The organism is Microbacterium sp. LWO12-1.2, from assembly GCF_040675875.1.
In the GTDB taxonomy this organism is placed as follows: domain Bacteria; phylum Actinomycetota; class Actinomycetes; order Actinomycetales; family Microbacteriaceae; genus Microbacterium.
On the sequence record NZ_JBEGII010000001.1, the window covers coordinates 3,808,478 to 3,834,995 of the forward strand.

At 69.5% G+C, this 26,518-nt stretch carries 17 protein-coding genes; 15 read left to right on the plus strand and 2 right to left on the minus strand.

Going from position 1 to position 26,518, the window contains the following annotated elements:
• The first annotated feature begins 59 nt into the window (after nucleotides 1-59).
• Together MRBLWO12_RS18205 and MRBLWO12_RS18210 are read left to right on the plus strand one after the other, a co-directional pair.
• Nucleotides 60-2,126 carry an acyl-CoA dehydrogenase gene (locus MRBLWO12_RS18205; RefSeq protein WP_363558042.1) on the plus strand — a complete coding sequence of 689 codons (2,067 nt, stop codon included), beginning with the start codon at nucleotides 60-62 and terminating at the stop codon, nucleotides 2,124-2,126.
• Nucleotides 2,127-2,299: 173 nt separating this feature from the next.
• Entirely contained in the window at nucleotides 2,300-3,346 is a 1,047-nt protein-coding gene (locus MRBLWO12_RS18210; RefSeq protein WP_363558044.1) for an NAD(P)-dependent alcohol dehydrogenase, read from the plus strand.
• Nucleotides 3,347-3,420: 74 nt separating this feature from the next.
• On the opposite strand, the gene MRBLWO12_RS18215 is transcribed toward MRBLWO12_RS18210, so the two are convergent.
• Both MRBLWO12_RS18215 and MRBLWO12_RS18220 read right to left on the minus strand, forming a co-directional pair.
• The gene (locus MRBLWO12_RS18215) at nucleotides 3,421-4,398 is read right to left on the minus strand and encodes a nucleoside hydrolase (RefSeq protein WP_363558046.1); all 978 of its coding nucleotides are present in this window, start codon (nucleotides 4,396-4,398) and stop codon (nucleotides 3,421-3,423) included.
• Nucleotides 4,399-4,449: 51 nt separating this feature from the next.
• Nucleotides 4,450-5,862 carry an MFS transporter gene (locus MRBLWO12_RS18220; protein WP_363558048.1) on the minus strand — a complete coding sequence of 471 codons (1,413 nt, stop codon included), beginning with the start codon at nucleotides 5,860-5,862 and terminating at the stop codon, nucleotides 4,450-4,452.
• A 138-nt stretch (nucleotides 5,863-6,000) separates the two neighbouring features.
• On the opposite strand from MRBLWO12_RS18220, the gene MRBLWO12_RS18225 reads away from it, so the two are divergent.
• The 13 genes from MRBLWO12_RS18225 to MRBLWO12_RS18285 all read left to right on the plus strand — a co-directional run bounded on the left by MRBLWO12_RS18225 (nucleotide 6,001) and on the right by MRBLWO12_RS18285 (nucleotide 26,493).
• Nucleotides 6,001-6,786 carry a GntR family transcriptional regulator gene (locus tag MRBLWO12_RS18225; protein WP_363558050.1) on the plus strand — a complete coding sequence of 262 codons (786 nt, stop codon included), beginning with the start codon at nucleotides 6,001-6,003 and terminating at the stop codon, nucleotides 6,784-6,786.
• 12 nt (nucleotides 6,787-6,798) lie between these two features.
• Nucleotides 6,799-7,638 carry a PfkB family carbohydrate kinase gene (locus tag MRBLWO12_RS18230; RefSeq protein ID WP_363558052.1) on the plus strand — a complete coding sequence of 280 codons (840 nt, stop codon included), beginning with the start codon at nucleotides 6,799-6,801 and terminating at the stop codon, nucleotides 7,636-7,638.
• A 39-nt stretch (nucleotides 7,639-7,677) separates the two neighbouring features.
• Nucleotides 7,678-8,247 carry a DNA-3-methyladenine glycosylase I gene (locus tag MRBLWO12_RS18235; protein ID WP_363558054.1) on the plus strand — a complete coding sequence of 190 codons (570 nt, stop codon included), beginning with the start codon at nucleotides 7,678-7,680 and terminating at the stop codon, nucleotides 8,245-8,247.
• A 172-nt stretch (nucleotides 8,248-8,419) separates the two neighbouring features.
• Complete coding sequence (locus MRBLWO12_RS18240; protein ID WP_363558056.1) at nucleotides 8,420-14,479, plus strand: Ig-like domain-containing protein; 6,060 nt, start codon at nucleotides 8,420-8,422, stop codon at nucleotides 14,477-14,479.
• 52 nt (nucleotides 14,480-14,531) lie between these two features.
• Complete coding sequence (locus MRBLWO12_RS18245; RefSeq protein ID WP_363558058.1) at nucleotides 14,532-15,503, plus strand: AAA family ATPase; 972 nt, start codon at nucleotides 14,532-14,534, stop codon at nucleotides 15,501-15,503.
• Entirely contained in the window at nucleotides 15,503-16,765 is a 1,263-nt protein-coding gene (locus MRBLWO12_RS18250; protein ID WP_363558060.1) for a DUF58 domain-containing protein, read from the plus strand. Before MRBLWO12_RS18245 ends, MRBLWO12_RS18250 begins: the two co-directional genes overlap by 1 nt.
• Entirely contained in the window at nucleotides 16,762-19,170 is a 2,409-nt protein-coding gene (locus tag MRBLWO12_RS18255) for a transglutaminaseTgpA domain-containing protein (RefSeq protein WP_363558062.1), read from the plus strand. The genes MRBLWO12_RS18250 and MRBLWO12_RS18255 overlap by 4 nt, the downstream gene beginning before the upstream one ends.
• Nucleotides 19,167-20,483, plus strand: coding sequence for an RDD family protein (locus tag MRBLWO12_RS18260; protein WP_363558064.1), 1,317 nt, complete (start codon nucleotides 19,167-19,169; stop codon nucleotides 20,481-20,483). The genes MRBLWO12_RS18255 and MRBLWO12_RS18260 overlap by 4 nt, the downstream gene beginning before the upstream one ends.
• Nucleotides 20,480-21,292: a PP2C family protein-serine/threonine phosphatase gene (locus MRBLWO12_RS18265; RefSeq protein WP_363558066.1), complete on the plus strand. Its 813-nt coding sequence runs from the start codon at nucleotides 20,480-20,482 to the stop codon at nucleotides 21,290-21,292. The genes MRBLWO12_RS18260 and MRBLWO12_RS18265 overlap by 4 nt, the downstream gene beginning before the upstream one ends.
• A complete protein-coding gene (locus tag MRBLWO12_RS18270; RefSeq protein ID WP_363558068.1) occupies nucleotides 21,292-22,749 on the plus strand; it encodes an FHA domain-containing protein in 1,458 nt (485 codons plus the stop codon). The genes MRBLWO12_RS18265 and MRBLWO12_RS18270 overlap by 1 nt, the downstream gene beginning before the upstream one ends.
• Nucleotides 22,746-24,401 (plus strand): serine/threonine-protein kinase, encoded by a 1,656-nt coding sequence (locus MRBLWO12_RS18275; protein ID WP_363558070.1) that lies wholly within the window; start codon nucleotides 22,746-22,748, stop codon nucleotides 24,399-24,401. Before MRBLWO12_RS18270 ends, MRBLWO12_RS18275 begins: the two co-directional genes overlap by 4 nt.
• A complete protein-coding gene (locus tag MRBLWO12_RS18280; RefSeq protein WP_363558072.1) occupies nucleotides 24,398-25,120 on the plus strand; it encodes a hypothetical protein in 723 nt (240 codons plus the stop codon). The genes MRBLWO12_RS18275 and MRBLWO12_RS18280 overlap by 4 nt, the downstream gene beginning before the upstream one ends.
• On the plus strand, nucleotides 25,117-26,493 hold the full coding sequence (locus MRBLWO12_RS18285) for an RDD family protein (RefSeq protein ID WP_363558074.1): 1,377 nt from the start codon (nucleotides 25,117-25,119) through the stop codon (nucleotides 26,491-26,493). The genes MRBLWO12_RS18280 and MRBLWO12_RS18285 overlap by 4 nt, the downstream gene beginning before the upstream one ends.
• The last annotated feature ends 25 nt before the right edge of the window (nucleotides 26,494-26,518 follow it).

Genomic DNA, 26,518 nt, shown 5'->3' on the forward strand with positions numbered 1-26,518 from the left:
TCCTGATTTGTCGCAGACCTACCATGAGAGCATCCCTACTTCTCTTCGAGAGGAATGCCATGGTCGACGCCGCCGTCCGCTCTTCCGCGACACCCACCACGTCGAACGACGCTCTGCACACCCCGCACATCGATGTGGCTCAGGTCAATGAGCTCCTGATGGGCACCTGGGGCGAGACCCGCCGCCAGGCCCGCGAGATGATCAAGGACTCCGCGTTCTGGCGCAAGGACGAGCTCGGCAAGGACGAGCACCGCGAGCGCGTGCTGAGCCAGCTCCACCTGCTCGTCGAGAACAAGGCCGTGCACCGTGCGTTCCCGAAGTGGCTCGGCGGCGAGGAGAACAACGGCGCCAACATCGCCGGCTTCGAGGAACTGGTCGTCGCCGACCCGAGCCTGCAGATCAAGTCCGGCGTGCAGTGGGGTCTGTTCGGCTCCGCGATCCTGCAGCTCGGCACCAGGGAGCACCACGAGAAGTGGCTGCCCGGCGTGATGGACCTCTCGATTCCCGGTGCCTTCGCGATGACCGAGATCGGGCACGGCTCCGACGTGGCATCCGCCGGCACCACGGCGACCTACGACCCTGAGACCGAGGAGTTCGTCATCCACACCCCGTTCCGCGGGGCGACGAAGGAGTACCTCGGCAATGCGGCCCTGCACGGCATCGCGGCGACCGTGTTCGCGCAGCTGATCACCAACGGCGTGAGCCACGGCGTGCACTGCTTCTACGTGCCGCTGCGCGGTGAGGACGGCGTGGACCTGCCCGGCATCGGCCGCGAGGACGACGGCCTCAAGGGCGGTCTCAACGGCATCGACAACGGGCGTCTGTCGTTCGACCACGTGCGCATCCCGCGCACCAACCTGCTCAACCGCTACGGCGACGTCGCCCCCGACGGCACCTACTCCAGCGCGATCGACAGCCCCGGCCGTCGCTTCTTCACGATGCTGGGCACGCTGGTGCAGGGGCGTGTCTCGCTGGACGGGGCCGCATCGTGGGCATCCGCTCTGGGCCTCGACATCGCGATCACCTACGCCACCCAGCGCCGCCAGTTCGACGGTGCCGATGGTGAAGAGGTCGTACTGCTCGACTATGGCAAGCACCAGCGCCGTCTGCTCCCGCGGCTCGCGACCACGTACGCCCTGATCTTCGCGCACGACGAGTTCCTGCAGAAGTTCGACGGCGTCTTCTCGGGCCGCACCGACACCCCGGCCGACCGCGAGGATCTCGAGACACTCGCGGCCGCCCTCAAGCCGCTGTCGACCTGGCACGCGCTCGACACGCTGCAGGAGGCGCGCGAGGCCTGTGGCGGCGCCGGCTTCATGTTCGAGAACCGTCTGGTGGGGCTGCGTGCCGACCTCGACATCTACGTCACCTTCGAGGGCGACAACAACGTGCTGCTGCAGCTGGTCGGCAAGCGTCTGCTCACCGACTACGCGAACCAGTTCCGCGGCAAGGATGCAGCCGCCCTGGCCAAGTTCGCCGTCGGCCAGACCGCCGGCAAGGTCTTCCATGGTGCGGGACTGCGCCAGTTCGGACAGGCTGTGGCCGACTTCGGTCAGGTCTCCCGCTCGGTCGAGAACGGTCTGCGTGAGGGGCAGCAGCACGAACTGCTCGCCGACCGCGTGCAGCAGATGGTCGCCGATATCGCCGGTCGCCTGCGCGCCGGCGCGAAGGACAAGGCGCTCGGCGCCCGTCTGTTCAACGAGAACCAGGCCGAGCTCATCGAGGCTGCTCGTGCGCACGGCGAGCTGCTGCAGTGGGAGGCGTTCACCGACGCCATCCACGGCATGGAGGACGGCGAGAGCAAGCAGGTGCTGACCTGGCTGCGCGACCTGTTCGGTCTGCAGCTGATCGAGAAGCATCTGGCCTGGCACCTCATCAACGGACGCCTGTCGACGCAGCGCGCCGCTGCGGTGTCGAGCTACATCGACCGCCTGTGCGCCCGCCTGCGCCCGCACGCGCTCGACCTCGTCAAGGCTTTCGGCTATGAGCCGGAGCACGTGCGCGCACCGATCGCCTCTGGTGCCGAGCGCGAGCGTCAGGACGAGGCTCGTGCGTACTACGCCGACCTCGCGGCATCGGGTAACGCCCCGATCCAGGAGAAGGCGCTGAAGAAGCAGAAGCGCTGAACGCGGCGGTTCACAACTCCTCAGATCCGGGGCGGAATCAGTCGATTCCGCCCCGGATCTGTCTTCGGCAGCCGAATCCTGAGGAGTTGTGAACCGAATGTCGGCGGCACCCAGCGAACACTGTGTTCGCGGTCGGTAGTGTCGAGCCGACGTCAGAGAAAGAGGAGCACCGGATGAGCACTGTCCACGCCTACGCCGCCCCGAGCGAGGCCGCACCGCTGGAGCGCACCACGATCGAGCGCCGGGAACTCGGCCCGCGCGACGTCCTGATCGACATCGCCTTCGCCGGCATCTGTCACTCCGACATCCACACCGTGCGCGGCGACTGGGGGCCGCAGACCTACCCGCTCGCGCCGGGACACGAGATCACGGGCACCGTCGCGGCGGTCGGCGCCGAGGTGTCGTCGTTCGCGATCGGCGACCGCGTCGGCGTGGGCTGCATGGTGAACTCCTGCGGCGAGTGCCGCAACTGCACGCGCGGACTCGAGCAGTTCTGCGTCGAGGGCGCGGTGATGACCTACGGCGGCACCGACCGTGACGGCACCATCACGCAGGGCGGCTACTCGGAGCAGGTCGTCGTGACCGAGGCCTTCGTGCTGCGGATCCCCGATGCCCTCCCGCTCGACGCCGCCGCGCCGCTGCTGTGCGCCGGCATCACCACGTACTCGCCGCTGCGGCACTGGAACGTCGGACCCGGCACGCGCGTCGCGGTCGTCGGCCTGGGTGGGCTCGGGCACATGGGCGTGCAGATCGCCCACGCGCTCGGCGCGGAGGTGACGGTTCTCTCGCAGACCCTGAGCAAGCAGGACGACGGTCTGCGCCTCGGCGCCGATCGATACTTCGCCACGAGCGACCGTGCGACGTTCCGCGAACTGCGTTCCTCGTTCGACGTGATCCTGAACACGGTGAGCGCCGTGCTCGACATGCGCTCGTACCTGAGCCTGCTCGACGTGGACGGCACGATGGTCTGCGTCGGTGCGCCGGCCGAACCCCTCGCGGTGGGGGTTTCTTCGCTGATCGGCGGACGCCGTTCGCTGGCGGGCTCGAACATCGGCGGCATCGCGGAGACCCAGGAGATGCTCGACTTCTGCGCCGAGCACGGCATCGCCTCGGAGATCGAGGTCATCACCGCCTCTGACATCAACGCCGCGTACGAGCGGGTGCTCGCGTCCGACGTGCGGTACCGCTTCGTGATCGATGCCGAGACCATCCGCGACTGACGTCTCTTCGGGAGACAGACGAAGGGCGGGGCGAGCCGTGATGGCTCGCCCCGCCCTTCGTCGTCGCACCGACGTCAGCCCACCAGCACCTCGGCCGCGGTCATGCGGGCGACAAGGTGGGGAGCGAGCGGAGCGTCGGTCGAGAGCACCACGCGCACCGTGGCGCCGGGCTGATCGACCGGTCCGCGGCGCTGTCCGCGCAGGTCGCAGATGACCTGGCCGCGCGCCGGTCCCTGCGAGGTGTCGACCACCACGTCGACGGCCGGGGCGTTGGTCGCCGTGATGCCGCCGACCGCGATCGCCGCGGCGAGGGGGTCGTGCAGGGCGCTGCTGCGCTCGCCGTAGGTGGAGACGTAGAAATCGAAGTAGAAGTCGAGCATCTCGCCGACCGCTCGCGCGAGAGGGACGTCCGAGGCCAGCAGTGCGGCGCGGTCGTCCTCGTCGAACACGTTCTCCATCGTGACGTCGAGCGGCACGAGCACGACCGGCCACCCAGCCGACAGCATGGCCGCTGCCGCCTCGGGGTCGTTGCCGATGTTGGCCTCGGCCACCGGGGTGATGTTGCCAGGCACGAGGGCGGCGCCGCCCATGGCGGTGACGTTCGCCACCCGCGAGGGCAGCGTCGGGTCGAGTGCGAGCGCGGTCGCGATGTTCGTCAGTGGGCCGACCGTGATGACCTCGAGCGTGCCGGGGTACTCGTGCGAGAGACGGATCAGCATGTGCGCGGCATCCTCGTCCTCCGGCTGACGCTCGGCGACGGGCAGGTCGATCTCGCCGATGCCGTTGTCGCCGTGCACGTGCGGGGCGCCGCCGTCGAACGGGTGGCTGAGGAAGTCGTGCTGCCCGATGGCGACGGGAACCTCGGTGCGTCCGGCGAGCGCGAGCAGCCCGAGCGTGTTGACGGCGGCCTGCGCGGCGCTGGTGTTGCCGCTGACCGTGCCGATGCCGACGAGCTCGATCTCGGGCGAACCCAGAAGATACGCGAGGGCGAGCGAGTCGTCGATGCCGGTGTCGCAGTCGAAGTAGACGGGGCGGGCGGTGGTGTGGGACATGGAGTGCTCCGGTGGTCGGGAGGGCGGCCGCGGGTGCGGCCGCCCGATGGTTCAGTTCTCTGCCGCGGTGCGCGGGGTGATCAGGAAGCTGGCGATGAGGGCGAGCGCAGTGATCCCGACGGAGATCCACAGCGCCGTCACGTAGCCGCCGGGGGTGCCCTGCGCCGCGAACGGGGCGACGATGCCGATGCCGAGGCCGGCCCCGATGCCGAACGCGCTGCCGTTCAGACCGGGGAGCGCCGCCGGCGCTTCCGCCGGTGACTGCACGACACCGAGGCCGTTGATCGTGGTCAGCACGATGCCGTTGTAGGTGACGCCGAGGAGCGCGATCATCGCGAACACGACCCAGAAGCTCTGCGGCATCAGTGCGATCACGACGAGCAGCGCGAGGCAGGCGATCATGCCGATGCGCAGGATCGGGATCCAGCCCTTGCGCCCGGCGAGCCAGCCCGACATCGGTGCGGCGAAGACACCGATCAGCGCCGGCGGTGCGAGGAAGAGGAGTGCGGCGGTGGCGGCGTCGAGTCCGAAGCCGTGCGTGGTGTCCTGGCTGAGCAGCACCACGGTGAAGTTGATCACGGCGAAGACGCTGGACAGGGTGAGGACGGTGGTGGCGAGCACGGGCCACACCTGGCGCGACCGCAGGTGCTGCACGGCGATCAGGGGGGTGGTGCGGTTCTTCTCGACGAACCAGAACACCACCAGCGAAACGATAGTGCCCGCGAGGTAGAAGAGCGTGATCGGCGACAGCCACCCGGCGCTGGGGCCCGAGGAGACGAAGTAGGTCACGCTGATCAAGGCGATCGAGAGCACTGCGGCGCCCCACCAGTCCATCTTCCCGGTGGAGGGACCGCCGGAGGATGCAGGGATGACCAGGGCGACGCACACGATGGCGGCGATGCCCACGATGAAGATCACGACGAAGATCGAGCGGAATCCGAAGGTCTCGCTCAGCAGGCCGCCGATGTATCCGTCGACCCCGCCGACTCCGCCGTTGACGGCAGTGATGATGCCGAGTGTGGTGCCGAACACCTTGGCGCTGAGCGACTCGCTGAGGATGACGTAGGCGAGCTGGAACGCGGCACTGGACGCCCCCTGCAGCACCCGCCCGATGAGCAGCACGGTCAGGTTCGGCGCGAACATGCAGAGCAGGGTGCCGACGGACAGGAGCCCGAGCACGATGAACAGCGCCCGCTTGCGTCCGATGAAGTCGCTCCAGCGGCCGAGCACGACCCCGCCGACGGCGCCGGCGACGAAGAACAGCGACGAGACCTGCGAGACCTGGCCGATGTCCTCCCCGAGTTGCTTCGCGATGTCAGGGAGAGCCGGGGTGATCATGCTGGCGTTCAGCTGATACGACAGCACGCCCAGGATCAGCGTCGCGACCAGTGCGACGGCGCGGGGCCCGCGTACGGGTTCGCGGGCGACGATGCCCGGGGAAGCGGTGGGGGCGTGGGTGTGCACGGAGACTCCTTCGTCATGGATGCCCTCGGGTGAGGCTTGTATGATGTTATACCTCTCCGGTCCAACATGGTCAACACGTGTCCACTCATGCTTGAATACGGAGGGCGCTCGGGCCCGAGCGCGGGGAAGGAGCACGGCATGGCGAATGAGATCGAGAAGTTCCTCGGCCGCAGTCTGACGAGCACCGTCGGTCAACCGCTGCGCGTGGCGGTGTACTCCCGCATCGCCGACGGCATCCGCTCCGGAGTCTTCGAACTCGGGTCGGCCCTTCCGCGCGAGACCGAGCTCGGCGTCGCGCTCGGCGTCAGTCGCACTGTCGTGCGGGAGGCGCTGATGCTCCTCGAAGAGGATGGCCTGATCATCACCCGCCGCGGCATCGGCCGCTTCGTCGCCGACGACCTCCCCCGGGTGGGGCTGGAGGAGCTGCGCCCCCTGGAGCAGGCCCTGTCCGACGGCGACGACGAGGTGGTCGTGCGCACCATCAGCTTCGACCTGCAGTCCACCACCGATTTCACCTCGAGCAAACTGGCGCTCGATCCCGCAGCGAACACCTGGTTCCGCGAGGCCGTCGTCGAACGTCACGGGGAACCTGTCGCGATCCTTCAGGAGCACCTGCCGGCCGGGCGCTACCTCAGCGACATCAGCCAGGAGATCGCCGAGGGGCTCGACGCGGCGGCCTCCTCGTCCTCCAGCGTGCTCGCCGCCCTGCGTGAACAGAAGGGCGTCGTCTTCGATTCGGCGGTGTGCGAGATCACCGTCAATGTCGTCGGCGCCTCGCGCGGAGCGCTCCTCGGCCTCGGGCCCGCCGACCCCGTACTCATCCTCACCCAGACCGTGACGACCGCGGGGAAGCCCGTGTACCTCGCCAAGTGCATCGTCTCGTCACGCGTCGGTCATCTCTCCGTCGTCCAGACCACCTCCTGATTGCGAGCATCCGTGTCCACATCCCTTCCGCTCACCATCGTCGGCAGCATCAACGTCGACCTCACCGCGCGCGCCGACCGCCTTCCGGAGGCCGGCGAGACCGTGGGAGGAGGCACGCTCGTCCGTGAGGCCGGGGGCAAGGGCGCGAATCAGGCCGCAGCGGCTGCGCGACTCGGCGCCAGGGTGCGCATGATCGGCGCGGTCGGCACGGATGCCGACGGGGCCTGGATGCGCTCCGAGCTCGATGCGGCCGGCGTCGACACCACGAGCATCCAGACGCGAGAGCAGCCCACCGGCGTCGCCCTGATCGTGGTCGACCGCGAGGGGGAGAACCAGATCGCGGTGTGCGAGGGGGCCAATGGTGAGATCGAGCTCGACGGCGTGGTCTTCGGAGCGGACGAGGCGGTGCTCGCGCAGCTGGAGATCTCGATGGACCTTGTGGTCGCGCTGGCCGAGCAGGTGCAGGGCTACCTCGCCGTCAACGCCGCGCCTGCCCGTGACCTGCCGGATGTCGTGCTGGAGCGCGCCGACCTGATCATCGTCAACGAGACAGAGTACGCATTGATCCCGGCACTGCGCACGGCCAAGCGCGTCGCGGTCACCTACGGCGCTGACGGCGCGCGACTGTTCGAGTCCGGCGTCGAGGTCGCGTCTGCACCCGCGGTCAAGACGACCGTGGAGAACACCGTCGGCGCGGGCGATGCCTTCTGCGCCGCTCTCACGATCGGCCTCGCCTCCGGGGTCCCTGCCGGCTCCGCGCTCGCCGCGGCCTGCGCCGTGGGCGCCGCTGCGGTCGCCGACCCGCGCTCGCAGCCGCTGCTCTCGTCGTACGACACGTATCTCGCGCGCTGACCCGGCCGCGATGTCGGTCCCGGCGGCTAGCCTGATCGGATGACCTCCCTGATCATCGGCCCCGACGAGCGCGCCCGCTGCGCCTGGGTGGGCGACGACGCCGAGTACCGCCGCTATCACGACGAGGAGTGGGGCACCCCGCTGCACGGCGACCGTGCGCTGTTCGAGAAGATGGCGCTCGAGGGTTTCCAGGCGGGGCTGTCGTGGATCACGATCCTGCGCAAGCGCCCGCACTTCCGCGAAGTGTTCGCCGGATTCGAGCCCGAGGTGGTCGCTGAGTACGACGACGGCGACGTGGAGCGCCTGATGGCCGACCCCGGGATCATCCGCAATCGCGCGAAGATCCTGGCGACGATCGGCAACGCGCAGATCGTCCGCAGCATGGCGGAGGGCGAGCTCGACGCCTTGATGTGGTCGTTCGCCCCTCCGGCATCCGCATCGCGTCCGGCGGCGATGGGGGATGTGCCCCCTGTCACCCCCGAATCGACCGCGATGAGCAAGGAACTGCGCCGCCGCGGTTTCCGTTTCGTCGGACCCACCACGATGTACGCCCTGATGCAGTCGGCCGGGATGGTCGACGACCATATGCAGGGCTGCTGGCGGGTCTGACACCGCTGGCCGCTGAGGTCGGTGTGGCCGGGGTTTCCGATGGGCACTTCTCCCCATCGAGAGCATTACCACAGCGCGGTTAGGATGGACCGGTACGCCGCGGGCTTTCGGCTGGTGGTGGGAGTCGGAAGTGCGACCCTGGGGGGAACCGGGTATGAAGGCGTTGTCATGGATGCGTGCGCGACCCAAGACGCTGGCTTCGGCCGCAGGCGTCACGGTGGGCGTGATCGCCATCACGACGATGGCGTTCACCTACGAGGGCTTCCCCACGACCAAGGTCGACCTGAACGACGGCGGCGTCTGGATCACCAAGACCTCGAGCCTGCTCGTCGGCCACTTCAACCACGAATCCACCGTGCTCGACGGCGGGCTGCGCACCACGAGCGAGGACTACGACATCCTCCAGGCGGCATCCACCGTCCTCGTGGTCGATGACAGTGCCTCCACCGTCACCGCAGTCGACCCCGCCCGTATCTCGCTCGGCGATTCCGCAGGGATTCCCACGGCCGCGAAGGTCGCGCTCGGCAACCGCACCGCCGCTGTGCTCGACGAGAAGTCCGGCGACCTCTGGGTCGTGCCAGTGCGGGGAATCGCCGGCTTCGAGATCGAGGCGGCGGAGCCGATCGTGGAGCTCGGTGAGAACGCCGACGTGACGGTCGCGAACGACGGCACCGTGTTCGCGCTGTCAGCGGAGCGCGGCGAGGTCGTCACGATCCCTGTCGACAACGAGGGCGAGGCGGGTGACCCCTCCGCGGCATCGGTCGGCGAGATCGACGCGGCCGTGCGCCCCACGATCACCGCGGTCGGGCGCACGCCGATCGTGCTCGATGCCGCGGCCGGCGTCGTGATGACGCCCGGCGGTTTCCGCACCGAGATCGACGGCGCCGCGGATGCCGTGCTGCAGCAGGCGTCCGCCGAGACGGATGCCGTGGCTGTCGCCACGGCATCCGCGCTGCTCGAGGTGCCGATCGACGGCAGCGAGGTGACCGAGACCGCCGTCGGCGCGAACGGCACCGCGGCCGCTCCGGTCTGGCTGCGCGGCTGCACGTACGGCGCATGGGCTGGGTCGGCGAAGTTCGTTCGCGAATGCCCCGGCGACGCCAATGACGTGAACGCGCTCGTCGACGGTGCCGAGGACTCGACGAGCCTGGTGTTCCGCGTCAACCGTGACGTCATCATCCTGAACGACGCCGTCGGCGGCGCGGCCTGGATGGCCGACGACAGCCTGCAGCGCGTCGACAACTGGAACGACCTCACGCCGCCCGACGGAGAGACCGAGAACGAAGACGACTCCACCGAGGAGACGGTCGAGACCACGCTGCCGGAGCGCAGCGACATCAACACCCCGCCCGTGGCGGCGGACGATGCATACGGCGTGCGCCCCGGCGCCACGACCATGCTCCCCGTGCTCGACAACGACAACGACGCCGATGGCGATGTGCTGGTCGCGGCGCTCGCCGAGAAGCAGCCGTCGATCGGCACCGTGCAGGCCGTGAACAACGGGGGATCTCTGCAGATCGCGGTCGACAAGGACGCGTCGGGGAGCGCCACGTTCACCTATGAGGCCGACGACGGACGCAAGGGCAAGGACACCGCGGTGGTGACCCTCACTGTGCACCCCTGGGACGAGAACGACGCCCCGCAGGCGAAGCGCAAGACCGCGCTGGCGGTGGAGACCGGCGGCACGATCTCGTACAACATCCTTCCGGACTGGATCGATCCTGACGGCGATGACATCTATCTGCAGAGCGTCACGCCGGCGGAGGGCGATGAGGTCGACTTCAGCAAAGACGGCCAGATGACCTACAAGGCCACCGCGAGCCTGCAGGGCCGCAAGGAGGTCCAGGTCGTCGTCTCCGATGCATCCGGGCTGCAGACCACCTCGACGCTCACGCTCGACGTGCGTCCGCAGGGGTCGACGAATCCCAAGACGAACGCCGACCACGTGGTCACGAGGGCGGGTGAGCAGGTCACGGTCGCGCCGCTGGTCAACGACACGAGCGCCGGCCGCGAACTGCTGCGCCTGAGCCGGGTGCTCGACACCCCCGGTGCGACGATCCAGCCGAACACGGCGAACAAGACATTCACCTTCGTGGCGCCGGAGCCCGGTGTCTACTACGTGCAGTACCAGGTCACGACCGGGCCCAAGAACGGTGAGGGCCTCGTCCGCGTCGATGTGATGCCGGAGAGCGAGACGGATCTGCCCCCGGTGGCCGTGCGCGACGTGGCCCTGCTGCCCACGGGCGGCGACGTGCTGCTCGGTGTGCTCAACAACGACACAGACCCTGCCGGCGGCATCCTCGTCGTGCAGTCCGTGTCGCTGGACCCGGGGAGCGGCATCTCGGTCTCGGTGCTCAACCACGAGACGCTGCGCATCACCGACCAGGGTGCTCTCCAGGACGAGGTGCGCATCGCGTATCGGATCTCGAACGGATCGAAGTCCGCAGACGGCGAGGTCGTGGTGATCCCGATCCCCGCCCCCGACGAGATCCTGCCGCCGACCGCCAACGCCGACACCGCCACCGTCCGTGCAGGCGATGTCGTGACCATCCCTGTGCTCGACAACGACACCCACCCGAGCGATGACGTGCTGCACCTCTCGCCCGATCTCATCGAGCCGCTGGTCGACCCCGAAGACGGCGAGGCCTTCGTCTCGCAGGACGAGGTGCGCTTCAAAGCCGGCGCCGAGGCCAAGACCGTGTACCTCACCTACGAGGCCGTGGATTCGCGCCAGCAGAAGGCAGCCGGCTTCGTCACGATCCAGATCCTGCCGATCGACGAGGAGAAGAACGCCGCTCCCCGTCCTCAGGACCTCACGGCTCGTGCCCTCGCGGGCAGCGAGGTGAACATCGCGGTGCCGCTCGATGGCATCGATACGGACGGCGACTCCGTCGAGCTCATCGGCCTCGATTCGAGCCCGACCAAGGGCCGCATCACGAAGGTCGGTCCGAACTACTTCACTTACGAGGCGGCAGACGGATCCGCCGGAGTCGACGCCTTCACCTACCGCGTCCGCGACCGTCTCGGCAAGGAGGGCACGGCGACCATCCGCGTCGGCGTCGCCCCCGCGGAGCAGATCAACCAGGCGCCGTACGCGGTGAAGGATGCCGTCGTGGTGCGCCCCGGTCGTGAGATCGCGGTGCCGGTGTTGGACAACGACTCGGATCCAGAGGGCGACAAGCTCCAGCTCGTCAAGGACGGCCTCGAGGTTCCTGAAGCTCTGACCGCCCGAGTCTCGGGTGATCGCGTGCTCGTGCAGGCGCCGAACGAGGAGATGGAGACCTCGCTGCAGTACACGGTCGTCGACTCCCGTGGGGCCACCGCGACCGCGACGCTGCAGATCACGGTCGATGAGGAGGTGCCGCTGAAGGCCCCCGTCGCACGCGATGATCGGCTCCAGCCCGCCGACCTGAAGGACGGCAGCCTGTCGGCAGATCTCGAGATCCTCAAGAACGACGAAGATCCGGACGGCACGAAAGACAGGCTCGACGTCGAGGTCGGCGAGGGCGGGACCCTCCTCGAGGGTGGACTGGTGCGCGTCACGGTCACCGAGGAGCTGCAGCTGATCCGCTACACGCTCACGGACCCCGACGGTCTTCAGGCATCCGCCTTCATCTTCGTGCCATCGCGCGACGACCTGCGCCCCACGTTGGATTCCACCAAGCCGGTCGAGGTCGTCAGCGGCGAGACCAAGGAGCTGCCGCTCGACAAGTACGTGACCGTGGCCGGCGGGGGAGAGGTGACGATCACCGAGAAGGCGAAGATCACCGCGAACCACGCCAACGGCGACGATCTGCTGCTCGACGCGAGCACGCTCGTCTACACCTCGGCTGACGGGTTCTTCGGGCCGGATTCGCTGACCTTCGAGGTCACCGACGGCACGGGCCCCGATGACCCCGAAGGCCGCAAGGCGACGCTCAGCATCCCGATCAACGTGCTGCCGCCGGAGAACCAGCAGCCCACGTTCCTGCAAGGGCAGGTGAACGTCGCGCCCGGCGAGCCGGAGACCCCGCTCGATCTGGCCGCGCTCACGGACGACCCGGACCCCGAGGACAAGGGCACGCACAAGTACTCCTTCATCGGCGGGGACACCAACGGCATCTCTGCGCGTGTCGACGGCGATCGTCTGTACGTCGAGGCATCGTCGAACGCCAAGAAGGGCGCGACCGCGACGCTGAAGATCCGCATCAGCGACGGCGAGACCGAGCCGATCGAGGGAACCGTGACCGCCCTGGTGACGGCGTCCACCCGGAACCTGGCTGCGGCGAACACCGACACGGTGACCGAGGCCGACGCGGGCAAGACGATCACCGTCCCGGCTCTCGCGAACGACGTCAATCCGTTCCCCGATACGCCGTTGAAGATCGTCTCGGCTGTGGCCGAGTCCGGCTCCGCAGATGTGTCGAACACCGCTTCCGAGGTCACCATCACTCCGGCGAAGAGCTTCGTCGGCACGCTCGTGGTGCGCTATCGCATCCAGGATGCGACCGAGGATGCCGACCGCGAGGTGAACGGCCAGATCATCGTCACGGTGCAGGACGTGCCAGGTACGCCGGGCACCCCGACCGTCACGAGTGTGCAGGACCGCACGGTCGTCATCTCCTACTCCGCCCCCACCAACAACGGCGCGGAGATCACGAAGTACACCGTGAAGTCGGTCACGGGGGGTGCGTACACGAAGGAGTGCCAGTCGACCACCTGCACGCTCGATGGTCTGACGAACAACGTCGAGTACGCGTTCCAGGTGACGGCGACGAACCGCGTCGGCGAATCCAAGCCCTCTGGCACCTCGGAGATCGCTCGACCGGATGCGCGCCCCGACACGCCCAACCCGCCGACCCTGGTGTTCGGCGACAAGTCGCTGAAGGTGGCGTGGACGACCCCGACGACCCCCGGGTCCCCGGTCGATCGCTACACGCTCGAGATCTCGCCGGCACCGCCGTCCGGCATCACACAGAAGGAAGTCACCGGCAACTCCCTCACCTGGGAGGGCCTGGAGAACGGGTCCGACTACCAGGTGCGCGTGCAGGCGCACAACCGCGCGCCCGACCCCTCCAGCTGGAGCGGATGGTCCGCCTCCGAGATCCCGGCTGGTCCGCCGCTCGCGGCGAATGCCCCGACCACACAGGAACTCGAGCCGGTCGGCAACCAGGCGCAGATGCAGGTGAACTGGGGTGCCCCCGACAAGAACGGCGACGCGATCCGCAGCTACCAGCTCGAGGTGCTCGAGGGCGGCAACGTCGTGCGTACCATCACGCCGGGCGCGCAGGCGACGAGCCAGGCTGTGGTCGTGCCGACCTCCGAGGCCGCGTACACCTACCGCATCCGGGCGCAGAACAAGGCCGGCTGGGGAGAGTGGAGCGCGCAGTCGGCGCCGCGTCGTGGCGTCACCGCGCCCGGTGCCCCGACCAGTCTCCGCGTGACGAACGAGGGCGACCGGCAGCTGACGATCTCGTACACCCCGGGCTCGCGCAACGGCGCCAAGACGGGCGAGGTCCAGTACCAGTACCGGTTGAACAACGGCAACTGGGCCGGAATCCCCGGCAACAACATCATCGGCGGTCTCAGCAACGGCACGAACTACACCGTGCAGGTGCGCGGTGTGGCCACGGTCGACGGCACGACCTACGCCGGTGCGGGGTCGAACACCGCAGCGGGCAATCCGCACGGCAAGCCGCACACGCCGACCGGGGGCGCGGAACAGCTGACCACCCAGGTGCGTCTGAAGTGGAACGCGACGGGTTCACCGAACGGCCGCGACATCTCGACGGTGCAGATCAGCATCGACGGCGGCGGCTGGGAAGGCGTCGGCATCAGCGGTTCGAGGGACGTCGGCAACGACTACGACCAGGCCCACAACATCCGGGTCAGGGCGCAGGACACGACCGGTGCCTGGTCGGATGTCAGCCAGACGTACAGCGCGCAGTCCAGCCCGCGCCCGCAACCGCGTGCCTGGGTGTCGAGAGGCACCCCCGGCAACTGGCCAGGGCAGTGCACCGACGGCACCTGCGCGAAGTTCGTGGTCAACACCTCGAACTTCCCGGCGGGCAACTATCAGGTCTGGTGCAACAGCAACGCGCCGACCGCCGGTCCGCGCTTCGCGGGCGGTGGGAGCTGGAACATCCCAGCCAACGGCTCTGTCGAGCTCAGCTGCTTCCACGGAAACGGCGGCCGCGGCTACCAGGTCTGGGTCACGATCGGCGGCACGGACTACGAACGCACCAACTGGTAGCGATTCGTCGCCCTTCTCCTCTTTTCTCTTTTCATAGAAAGCAGAACAACCCATGAGCATGACCCCCGAACAGGCCGCCTGGTTCCAGGGCACCTTCCAGCGTCTGGTCGACAACATAGACAAGGCGGTGCAGGGCAAGAAGGAGATCGTCGGCCTCGTGCTCTCGTCGATGCTCGCCGAGGGGCACGTGCTGCTGGAGGATGCTCCCGGCACGGGCAAGACGAGCCTCGCGAAGGCGCTCGCGGCGACCGTGCAGGGCACCAGCGCCCGCATCCAGTTCACGCCTGACCTGCTGCCGTCCGATGTGACCGGTGTCACGATCTACGACCAGCAGTCGCACAAGTTCGAGTTCCACAAGGGGCCGATCTTCGCGTCGATCGTGCTCGCGGATGAGATCAACCGCGCGTCTCCGAAGACGCAGTCCGCGCTGCTCGAGGTCATGGAGGAGTCGCGGGTCACGGTCGACGGCATCACGCACGAGACCGGGCGTCCGTTCCTCGTGATCGCGACCCAGAACCCGATCGAGCAGGCGGGAACGTACAAGCTCCCCGAGGCGCAGCTCGACCGCTTCCTGATCAAGACGTCGATCGGCTACCCCGACCTCGCGATCACCGAGAGCATCCTCGCGGGTGCCTCGGACCGCAACCCCTCCGCCGGACTCTCGGCCATCATCACGACCAGCGCGGTGGCAGACATGGCCGACCTCGCGGCATCAGTGCACGTCGAGCCCGCCGTGCTGCGCTACGTCGCCGAACTGGCCGAGGCCACCCGTGCCGACTCCGCGATCCGCCTGGGCGTCTCGGTGCGTGGGGCGATCGCGATGATCCGTATGGCGAAGGTATGGGCCGCGGCCCACGGGCGCCATTTCGTGCTCCCGGATGACATCAAGACGCTGGCCCGCCCCGTCTGGCAGCACCGTCTGCTGCTCGACGCCGAAGCCGAGTTCGCCGGCACCAGCAGCGACGCGGTCATCGCCCGCGTGCTCGACGCCGTCGCCGCACCGCAGGCGCGAACGGCGGCCTGATGACCGCGGAGGCACTTCAGGCGCCGCCGGCGCAGACGGAACGCGACGCCGGATGGCGTGACATCGCGGCCGTCATCGGCGCGCGCGTCCTGGCGCGCCTCCGACGCATCGCCGCAGCGGTCCGTCCTCTCGCCTGGGTGCTGCTCGCCCTCGTGGTCGGCTTCTGGATCCTCGGACAGGTCGCCGGGTGGTCGGAGTTCACGGTCGCCGCGGTCGTGATCGCGATCACGCTCGTCCTGTGCTCCCTGTTCCTGATCGGGCGTACCGCCTACGACGTGTCGCTCGACCTCGCCCGCACGCGGGTCGTGGTGGGGGAGCGGGCGGTCGGCGCGCTGACCCTCGCGAACCGCGGAACACGGGCGATCCTGCCCTCCCGCGTGGTGCTGCCGGTCGGCGCGGGGCGCGGGGAGTTCGGCATCCAGCGGCTCGCCGCCGGCGAGGAGGCGGAGGAGCTCTTCGCGATCCCGACGCAGAAGCGCGGCGTCGTGAAGGTCGGGCCGGTCAGCGTCGTCCGAGGCGACCCGCTCGGCCTGTTCGAGCGCGCTCACCGCCGCGACGATCCCGTGGACCTGTTCGTGCATCCGCGCACGGTGCTGTTCGACGGCCAGTCTCTCGGATACCTGCGCGATCTCGAGGGTCTCCCCGCGGCTGACCTCTCGCGCGATGACGTGTCGTTCCATGCGCTGCTGGAGTACCAGCCCGGCGACGACCTGCGTCATGTGCATTGGAAGTCCACCGCGCGCACCGGCACCATGATGGTGCGTCAGTACGAGGAGACCCGCCGGTCCCACTTCGTGATCGGCCTCTCCCGCTCGACGGGCGACTACGCCTCCGATCAGGACTTCGAGCTCGCGATCTCCATCGCCGGCTCCATCGGACTGCGCGCGATCCGCGATTCGCAGCGTGTCGATGTGCGCGTGCAGGGTCGCGAACTCGCCGCCGGCACCGGGAAGCAGCTGCTCGACTCGCTCGCGGCGATCGAGGAGAGCAAGCCCCGTGAGGGAGGGATCGCGGAGCTGGCCGGTGTGCTCTCCCGCACGATGCCGCTCGCGAGCGTGGTGGTGCTGGTGTGCGGCTCGAAGGTGCGCGCCGACGATCTCCGCCTCGCCTGCTCCCGCCTGCCCTACGGTGCACGCGTCCTCGCCGTGGTCGCGGACGGCTCCGTGTCATCACCGGCCCTCCAGCGCATCGGAGAGGCCGACGTCGTGACCATCGGCGCGCTCGCGCAGGTCCCCCTCGCTCTGCAGAAGGTTCTCGCATGACCGCTCCGGCCACCGCGTCCTCGGCGCTCCCTCTGCGGCGCTGGATCCTCGACCTGGGAGCCACGACGCTCCTGGTCGCGGTCTCGCTGATCGGTTTCTGGCCGACCTTCGGCGGACCGTCGTTCCTGCCGGCCGTCGCCGGGGGCATTCTCCTCGGTCTCGCGATCGCGGCCGTCACCGCCTGGCGTCGCTGGGGCATCCTCCTCACCACAGGCCTCGTGATCGGCGCGTACTTCGTCTTCGGTGGTGCGCTGGCACTGCCGCAGACGACGATCATCGGAGTCATCCCCACCCTCGACACCCTGCAGCGCTTGGCGCTCGGGCCTGTCACCGCGTGGAAGCAGCTGCTCACGACCGTGGCTCCCGTCGCTGCCAGCGACGGTCACCTGCTCGTCCCCTTCCTGCTCGCACTGGTCGTGACGGCGCTCACGGCGTCGCTCGCGCTGCGTCTCGCGCAGGTGGCGTGGGCGTTGATCCCCGCAGCAGCGCTGCTCATGCTCGTGATCGCCCTCGGCACGCCCGAGCCGGCTTTCCCGATCGTGCAGGGGCTGGTCTTCGCGATCGTCGGTATCGCCTGGCTCGCGCTGCGCCAGATCTGGGCTCCGCAGAACGCCGCCGTCTCAGTCAGCGATGTCGATCCTTCGCGCGCCGCGCACATGCGCATGCGGCGGCTCCTGGCCGGCGTCGCGGTGCTCGCGATCGCGGGTGGCGCCGGTGTCGCGACCAGCGCGATCGCCGCGCCGGCGGAGAGCAGACACGTCTTCCGCGATGTGATCATCCCGCCGTTCAACATCCGTGACTACCCGAGCCCCCTGCAGGCCTTCCGCAAGAATGTGCGGGATGAGGTCGACAAGACGCTCTTCACGGTGCAGGGGCTGCCCAAGGGTGCGCGGATCCGCACCGCGGTGATGGACCAGTACGACGGCATGGTCTACAACGTCACCGACGGCGGACCGACCTCATCGAGTGCGTTCACCCCGCTGCGTTCCGACATGTCACCGGATGCCGAGGGTGTTCCGGTGACCCTCAAGATCGCGATCGAGGACTATCGCGGCGTGTGGATGCCCACGGCCGGCGCTCTCACCGACATCGAGTTCGACGGCGACCGCGCCGAGGAACTGCGTCGGAGCACCTACGTGAACACGGCGACCGAGACCGCGGTGGCGACACCCGTGCTCAAGAAGGGCGACCAGTACACGGTCGATGCGGTGATGCCCGACGAGTACACCGACGAGCAGCTCGCCGAGTTGTCGTTCGGGACCGTCCCCATGCCCAAGCAGAGCAACGTCCCGGAGGAGCTCACCACGCTCGCCGCCGAGACCGTCTCCGGTGCCGAGACCGCGATCGAACAGGCCAGGGCGCTGGAGTCCTTCCTCTCCGAGGGTGGGTTCTTCAGTCACGGTCTGGAGGGCGAGGTGCTCTCGCGTGCGGGGCACACCGCCGAGCGCATCTCGACGCTGGTCGGAGGCGACCAGATGATCGGAGACGACGAGCAGTACGCCGTCGCGATGGCGCTGCTCGCGGGAGAGATCAACATCCCCGCCCGCGTCGTCATGGGGTACTTCCCCGAAGAGGAGCGGGCCGGCGAGGCCGTGTTCGAGGCCACCGGCGACAACGTGCATGCCTGGGTCGAGATCAACTTCGACGGCGTCGGATGGGTGCCCTTCAGCCCCACCCCGCCGGAGGACCAGGTTCCCAACGACACCAACACCAAGCCGCGGGTCGACCCGAAACCGCAGGTGCTGCAGCCGCCGCCCCCGCCGCAGGAGCCGGTCGATCTGCCGCCGACGCTGCCGGACGACCGCGAGTCGGAGGATGAGAACCTGAACCTCGCCGGGATCATCGGCGCGATCCTCCTCATCGGGGGGATCACCCTCGCGATCCTCGCGATCCTCGCATCGCCGTTCATCGTGATCGGTGCCTGGAAGGCGGCCAAGCGCCGTGCGCGTCGCTCGGCGCCTCGGACGTCGGATCGGATCAGCGGAGGCTGGGACGAGCTGACCGACCGCGCGGTCGACTACGGTGCGCAGGTCGGCACGGGAGGCACCCGCGTCGAGGAGGCCACGGTCGTCGCGAGCAGTCTCGCGGTGCCGCAGGTCACCGCGTTGGCGGAGCGCGCCGACAGAGAGGTCTTCGGACCCGCCGACCCGACTCCCGAAGAGGTCGACGCCTTCTGGCAGGAGGTCGACGGCATCGTCGGCGGTCTCGGCAGGGAAGCCGGCTTCTGGAAGCGCACGAGGGCGCGGCTCAGCATGCGCTCGCTGCTCGGCGGGACGGCCGTCTCGAACGGCCTGCAGAATCTGAAGGATGCCGCAGCCGCCCGCGTGCGCCGCGAACCTGGCACGATCAAGAACAACACCGACACCGGCACGACGTCCACCTCACCCGAGAGCGAGACCCCATGACACTGCTACCGTTCGGCCAGGTCGCGCCGATCTCCCGGCGTGCCGTGGCCTATGTCATCGACGCGCTGATCGCCGGAGGCCTCGGGGTCGTTCTCGGAGGCGGCCTGCTGGTCGCCGCGTCGCTCGCCGGCGGGCTCGAGGGCACTCTGACCACGCTCATGATCGGCGGTCCGATCGTCAGCCTGGTGCTGCTGGCCTGGTTCGTCGTCTACACCCTGATGCAGGCGGGCAACGGCTCGATCGGCATGCGCGCCCAGGGCCTGCGCCTGGCTTCGGCGGTCGACGGCACGCCGTTGGGCTTCGGACGTGCGCTCCTGCGCAACGTGATCTTCGGGCTGGCCGGCGCGATCGTGGTCGGCTATTTCAGCCCGTTGTTCGACGGCTCCGGACGTTTCCAGGGCTGGCACGACAAGGTCGGAAACGCGCTGATGCTGGATGCGCGTGTCGAAGCGCCCACGGACTCCGTGACGCCGGCAACGCCCTCCGGTGTGCCGACGTCGCTCGCCTCCGCAGCCCCCGCCGCCGCGTTCGCGACCTCGGCAGCTCCTGTCGTCCCGGGTCTCCCGCACCCCGCGCCCCGCACCGGCGGGCCGTTCGCGCCGCCCGCCGCCGCTCCGGCGACCGGGTTCGGGCAGCCCACCCCTCCCGCGCCCGTCGCGTCCTCGGGATCCGCGCCGGTCGCGTCGGCACCCGCTGCTCCGGCACCCGCTGCGCCGGCGGCTCCGATCCCCGATGCCGGCGACCTGATCGCCTTCGTCCCCGGGATCACACAGGACTCCGCACCCGCACGCGTCGCACCGGCTCCCGAGCAGACGCCGCCGGCTCCCGCTGCGCCCGCCCCGGTGCCTCCTGCCCCGGCTGCTCCCGCTGCGGCGCCCGCTGCGCCCGCTGCGCCCGCTGTTCCCGCGCCGGCTTCGCCTCCGGCTCCCGCGGCCACGGCGTTCGATGCGGAAGAGCCCGACATCGAGGACACCCGCATCAGCATCCCTGGTCACCGTCTGGTGTTCACGTGGGACGACGGCACGCGCGTCTCGGTCTCGCGCCGCACGATCTTCGGCCGCAATCCGGGCCCGGAGGACGGGGCGATCATCGTCTCGGTGCGTGATGAGACCCTGTCGCTGTCGAAGACGCACTTCGAAGCGGCAGCCGAGGTCTCCGGAGGCTGGGTGCTCGACCGGCACTCGACCAACGGTATGACGATCGTCCGTGAGGGGCAGCGCATCGCGTGTCCGGCCGGTCAGCGTGTGCCGGTGCGACTGGGCGATGCCATCGAGATCGGCGACCGCATCGTCACGATCGGCGGCTACGCGTGAGGCCGGGACTCGTCGTCTCGACCGGTTCGGCGACGCATCCGGGACTCCGGCGCGCGCTGAACGAAGACGGGCATCTCGCCGGCGCTCCGGTGTTCATCGTCGCCGACGGCATGGGCGGGCATGAGGCGGGGGAGAGGGCGAGCGCGACGGTCATCGCCGAGTTCGCACGCTTCATCGGCCGCTCCGCCCTCGAGCTCGACGACGTGCGCTTCGCGCTGTCCCGCGCGAGGGAAGGGGTCGAGGATCTCTCGACGTCGGGCAACGGTCGAGCAGGGACCACTCTGAGCGGCGTCGTGATCGCCTCCGTCGACGGCATGGGCTACTGGTTGGCTCTCAACATCGGCGACTCGCGCACATACCGCCTCGCCGACGGCGAGCTCGAGCAGATCAGCGTCGACCACTCTGTGGTGCAGGAACTGATCGAATCGGGCGAGCTCACCGCGGAGGACGCCCTCACCGATCGCCGCCGGAACATCATCACCCGGGCGATCGGGGCGAGCAGCACGGGCGACGCGGACTACTGGATGTTCCCGGCCGAGCTGGGGGACCGGATCCTGGTGTGCTCGGACGGGCTGACCTCGGAAGTCTCCGACGACCGCATCCGCGAGGTCCTGCACACCACGTCTGATCCGCAGGTGGCGGCGGACGTGCTCGTCGCCGACGCCGTGAGTGCCGGAGGACGCGACAACATCACCGTGATCGTCGTCGACGCCGTCTCGGTCGCCTCGCGACCGGGAACGCTGCTCGAGACCGACACAGACATCGACATGGACACGCGTCCGCGAGAAGCTGCAGGAGGGGTTCACTGATGCAGACCATCTACCGACCGGGGACCTGGTACCTGATCGTGATTCCGGGCGCGCTCGTCGCCCTGCCGCCGGACGTGCCCGCAGATGTCGTCGAGCGGCTGTGGGCGCAGCTGCCCGCGCAGAAGACGCTCGCGACCGTGGTCGACGCGCTCACCGCACAAGCCGGCGGTTCCTTCGCCTCCCTCCCGCCGTTCGCGGCAGCCGTGGCCGAAGGCGACGACGTCCGCATCGCCCTGCGCGGTGGCGTGGTCGCGCGTGTGAGCACGGCATCAGGGGAGTCCCACGATCTGTCAGGTGCGGACGTGACGACCTGGAGCGAGCGCTTCGTGGGTCGCGCGACCCGCATCGAGATCACGGTCGAGGAGACCGCATCCGGCGCCGCATTGCCCGCACAGGGCGGGATCGTCTGCGCGGCCGCCGTGAGCGCCGAGCTCGAGTCCGGTGACAGTGCTGCTCTCACTGCGGCTCTCGGCCCGGCTCCGCAGATCGCTCCATCCGACTCCGGGGTCTCCGCGGCAGTGCTCGCAGGCGGCACGGTGCCGGCGCTCGTGCAGTTCGGTGCTCCTGCGGCCTCCGTTTCCGCGCCCGCTCCGGCGCTCGGCGCGGTCGCGGCTCCCGTCGTCCCCACCGCGGGACCGATCGTCGGATCCGTGCCGGTGGTCGAATCGGTGCCGTCCGTGCCTGCAGAGACGCCCGTGCCCGAGGAAGAACCTGTTTCTCCGCCCGCGCCCGAGCCCGCCACCTCCGAGGGAGCGCCTGAGGAGTCCCTTCCGGTCGCCGAGCCTGAGCCGGTTCCCGAGCCTGAGCCGGTGCTCGAGCCCGTGCCCGAACCTGTCCCCGCGCCCGACGCCGAGACCGACGCGGTCGCCGTGATCGAGTCCCTGCTGAGCGCGGCCGAGGTCACCCTCGCACCACCCGCCGATGAGGACTTCGACCAACTGTGGGGTGCCACGGTGCACTCTGTACCCGCGGCGCCCGGCGCTCTGGCCGCACCAGCGGCCGAGGGAGACCACGACGGCGCGACGATCTCCGCGGCCGAGCTGCGTGCATTGCGCCAGCAGGCGCCGGTCGCCGATGACGCACCGACCGCCGTGCTTCCGGTGTCGGACGCCCCGCTGGCCGGTCGCATCCGGGTCTCCACCGGGCAGGTCGTCGCGCTCGACCGCACGGTGATCATCGGTCGTCGCCCGCGGTCGACCAGAGCGAGCGGCGCGAACCTCCCGCACCTCGTCGCGGTCGAGAGCCCGCAGCAGGACATCTCGCGCAGCCACCTCGAGGTCCGCCCCGAGGGCGACACGGTCGTGGTGATCGACCTGCACACGACGAACGGATCGACGCTGCTGCGCCCCGGTGCCGACCCGATGCGGCTGCACCCCGGCGAGCAGACGCTCGTGCTCTCGGGCGACGTGGTCGACCTCGGTGACGGCGTGACGGTCGCCTTCGAGGATCTGCCGTGAGTCGTCGTCCCTCCCCGCCACCCGAGCTGCCCGGTTTCACGTATGTGGAGCCGTTGGGCACGGGTGGCTTCGCCGATGTCTTCCTCTATGAGCAGGAGATGCCGCGTCGTCGCGTCGCGGTGAAGGTGCTGCTCGCAGACCGCATCTCCAGTGGAGCTGCGCAGGAGTTCACCGACGAGGCGAACGTGATGGCGATGCTGTCGACGCACCCCGCCATCGTCACGATCTATCAGGCGGGAGTGGCCGGCGACGGCCGACCGTACCTGGTGATGGAGTACTGCCCGCGGCCGAACCTCCAGCTGCGCGCTCGCAAGGAGCCGTTCTCGGTGGCCGAGGCGTTGCGGGTCGGCGTGCAGGTCGCCGGAGCCGTGGAGACCGCGCATCGCGCTGGAGTCCTGCACCGCGACATCAAGCCGGCCAACATCCTCGTCACGGAATACAACCGGCCGGCGCTCACCGACTTCGGCATCGCCTCGACGACCGGTGCGACGGGCGAGGCATCCGGCATGTCGATCCCGTGGTCGCCGCCGGAGTCGTTCGCCGAGCCTCCGCAGAGCGGCCCTCGCACCGACGTGTGGGCGCTGGGAGCGACGCTGTACACGCTGCTGGCCGGACGCTCTCCGTTCGAGCGGCCGGGGGAGCGCAACTCGAGTGCCGACCTGATCGAGCGCATCGAGCGGGCGGCGCTGCAGTCCCTCAACCGTCCGGATTCTCCCGAGAGCCTGCAGCGCGTGCTCGATCGCGCCATGGCCAAGAACCCGAACGACCGGTTCCCGAGCGCCGTCGCGTTCGCCCGTGCCCTGCAGAAGGTGCAGATCGAGCTGTCGCACTCGGTGACGCCGATCGACATCGTCGACGAGCACCCCTCGCAGGACGAGATCGAGGATGACGGCGACGGCCTGACCCGCGTGCGGGAGATCGTGAGCATCGATCCCGATGCCTCCTCGTTCACGCGTCCGTCCGCGGCCACGCAGCCGCGCGGCCCGCAATGGGCGCCCACCGACATCCCTCGCTTCGACGCACCGGCGTCCCCGGCGGCGGAGCCCGAGGTCGAGGCGACGCAGATCCGTCCGCCACGCACGGCGCCTCCGGCTCCCGATGTCGATGAGCGCACGATCCTGCGCGCCCCGATGGTGGTCGCTCCTGACGTGGCGGCGTCCCCCCAGGCCGCGCCCCCCGTGCCGGGAGCAGCGACCACTCCGCCGCCCGCGAGCGCGAGTGCGAGTGCGCCCCCGGCGGCGCCGCGTAGCCGCAAGGGGCTGTGGATCACGCTGATCGCCGCCGGAGTCGTGCTGATCGTCGGCGGGATCTTCGGGCTCAACGCTCTTGTGGCCGGCATCGCGCCGGAGCCGAACCCGCAGGCCTCGGAAGAGACGGTCGATCCGCAGGATCCGGTCTCCGAAGCGGTGCCCAAGGTCGCCGACGTCGTGGCCACCCGCACCGGAGATCAGGTCACGTTCACCTGGACCAACCCGAATCCGCTCGAAGGTGACAGCTACCTCTGGACCAACCTGGATCCCGCGGGTGACGGCGCCGTGAACCAGGTGGCGGACGAGATGGCAACGGTCACCGGAGCCGGACAGGTGTGCATCGAGGTGATGCTGCGTCGTGAGAATGGCACGGCCTCCGACGTGGTGAAGGCCTGCGGATGAGCGCTGGGGCGGGTGTCACTGTCGAATTCGCGGGCGAGTACTTCCCCGTGAGCGTCGGAGGGCGATTCATCGTGGGGCGCGAGGGCGACCTCGAACTCGACGACAATCTGTTCCTGCATCGGCACTTCCTCGAGATCACCGACGCGGACGGCCTGTGGTGGCTGTCCAACATCGGCACCCGGTTGACGGCGACAGTGACCGATTCGGCCGGAGGGGTGCAGGCCTGGCTGGCGCCGGGCGCTCGATTGCCCCTGGTGTTCGAGAAGACGACGGTGGTCTTCAGTGCGGGACCCACCACCTACGAGCTGACGCTGCACGCGGCAGAGCCGACATTCCGCGCCACCCAACGCGAGCACGACGACGGCGGGGCGTCCACGATCGGCGACATGCCGCTCACGCTCAGCCAGCGCCTGCTGATCCTGGCCCTCGCCGAGCCTCAACTGCGCCGCGACGGGACCGGGATGAGTGAGATCCCGACCTCTGCGAAGGCGGCCGAACGTCTGGGCTGGACGGTCACGCGCTTCAACCGCAAGCTCGACAACGTCTGCGACAAGTTCGATCGCATCGGCGTTCCGGGCATGCGCGGCGGCCAGCGCAGCTTCGCCACGAACCGGCGGGCACGGCTCGTCGAACATGTGATCGCCTCACGCCTGGTGTCTCGGGCGGATCTTCCGCTACTGGACGCCTCCCACGACGACGCAGAAGGAGAGCAGGAGTGATCTGGGAGATCGACGATCACGCTCCTGAGATCGAGGGACTCGACAAGAACGGACGGCCCGATCCGGCCTACGCCGAATCCCTCGGCCTGATCCCCGCAGGACGCGGTGCGCGCATCGGGGCGGCGCTGATGGAATGGGCCGTGGCCGTGGTCATCGCGGTGCCCGCGATCATCGCGCTCACTCCGATCCTGGCGGAGGCCGTCGCGGGAGGCTTCGAGCCGGAGGCGTTCTTCGCGCGTCCCGACCTGGTGTGGATCATCGTCGCCGTCGCCGTGTCGCAGGGCCTCATGATCGCCTACGTCATCGTGCAGCTCGTCCTGCACGGACGCAAGGGCGTCACACTCGGAAAGGCGGTGTGCGGCATCCGCTCGGTCAACGTCCGCACGCTCGAGCGTCCGGGCTTCTGGCGCGGGGCGGTGGTGCGCTACCTCCTCGCGGGCGCGTCGTTCCTGATCCCGCTGATCGGGCCCGTTCTGGTGATCGCGCTCTCGCCGCTGTTCGACATCGAACGCCGCGGTCGCGGGTGGCTCGATCTCGCGGCCGCCACCTGGTTCGTCGATGCGCGCCACGGTCTCAACCCCTACGACCAGAAGCGGATGCGCATCGCGCGCAAGCGCGTCAAGACCCCGGAGCATGAGGAGAAGGCGCCGCTGCCCTCACTCGCGACCCCGGTCGACCGCGACGCTCCCGCCGCGTACGTGCCCAGCGCGCGACTCTCCGGCGGCGTCATCGGCGCCCACCGCGGCGGTACGGCGACTCCGCCTGCCCCGCAGCCGGAGTCCGCAGCGGGCGCGGTCGTCTCGGCTGTTCCGCCCTCTCTCGCGACCGGGGCTCCCGCTCCGGCATTCGCTCCGCCTGTGGCCCCAGCCCCGGCCGCCCCTGCTCCCGCAGCTCCGGCCGTGCTGCGGCCTGCTGCGGCACCCGCTCCGGCCCCGACATCCACTCCAGCTCCCGCACCGGCACCCGCTCCGGCCCCGGCATCCACTCCCGCACCGGCTCCCGCCTCGACGCCGGCGCAGAGCGCAGCTCCCGCCGCGTCGGCCGGCACACGTGCAGTGCTGATCCTCGACAGCGGGGAGCGCGTCGAGGTACGCGGCACGACGTTGTTCGGACGCTCGCCCGGTGCCGCCGCTGGCGAGGGCGAGGCGCAGCTGGTGCGCGTGGCCGACGACACCCGATCCGTGTCGAAGACGCACCTGGCCGTGATGCCGGCCAGACGCGGTGTCTTCGCGGTGGACCGTGCGTCGACCAACGGCAGCGCGATCATCAGGAACGGGTCGGAGACCGCCCTGGTCGCCGGGCACCCGGCCGAGCTGCAGATCGGCGACACCGTGCGCTTCGGCGACCGGACCCTGACGGTGGAATGGGTATGACCGCACACGACGAGACGCGCCTCCG

What these genes read in the sequence shown, in the direction of transcription:
- MRBLWO12_RS18245 (WP_363558058.1), top strand. Translation starts at nt 14,532, where the DNA reads ATGAGCATGACCCCCGAACAGGCCGCCTGGTTCCAGGGCACCTTCCAG.
- MRBLWO12_RS18250 (WP_363558060.1), top strand. Translation starts at nt 15,503, where the DNA reads ATGACCGCGGAGGCACTTCAGGCGCCGCCGGCGCAGACGGAACGCGAC.
- MRBLWO12_RS18260 (WP_363558064.1), top strand. Translation starts at nt 19,167, where the DNA reads ATGACACTGCTACCGTTCGGCCAGGTCGCGCCGATCTCCCGGCGTGCC.
- MRBLWO12_RS18205 (WP_363558042.1), top strand. Translation starts at nt 60, where the DNA reads ATGGTCGACGCCGCCGTCCGCTCTTCCGCGACACCCACCACGTCGAAC.
- MRBLWO12_RS18235 (WP_363558054.1), top strand. Translation starts at nt 7,678, where the DNA reads ATGACCTCCCTGATCATCGGCCCCGACGAGCGCGCCCGCTGCGCCTGG.
- MRBLWO12_RS18255 (WP_363558062.1), top strand. Translation starts at nt 16,762, where the DNA reads ATGACCGCTCCGGCCACCGCGTCCTCGGCGCTCCCTCTGCGGCGCTGG.
- MRBLWO12_RS18240 (WP_363558056.1), top strand. Translation starts at nt 8,420, where the DNA reads ATGCGTGCGCGACCCAAGACGCTGGCTTCGGCCGCAGGCGTCACGGTG.
- MRBLWO12_RS18210 (WP_363558044.1), top strand. Translation starts at nt 2,300, where the DNA reads ATGAGCACTGTCCACGCCTACGCCGCCCCGAGCGAGGCCGCACCGCTG.
- MRBLWO12_RS18225 (WP_363558050.1), top strand. Translation starts at nt 6,001, where the DNA reads ATGGCGAATGAGATCGAGAAGTTCCTCGGCCGCAGTCTGACGAGCACC.
- MRBLWO12_RS18270 (WP_363558068.1), top strand. Translation starts at nt 21,292, where the DNA reads ATGCAGACCATCTACCGACCGGGGACCTGGTACCTGATCGTGATTCCG.
- MRBLWO12_RS18215 (WP_363558046.1), bottom strand. Translation starts at nt 4,398, where the DNA reads ATGTCCCACACCACCGCCCGCCCCGTCTACTTCGACTGCGACACCGGC.
- MRBLWO12_RS18280 (WP_363558072.1), top strand. Translation starts at nt 24,398, where the DNA reads ATGAGCGCTGGGGCGGGTGTCACTGTCGAATTCGCGGGCGAGTACTTC.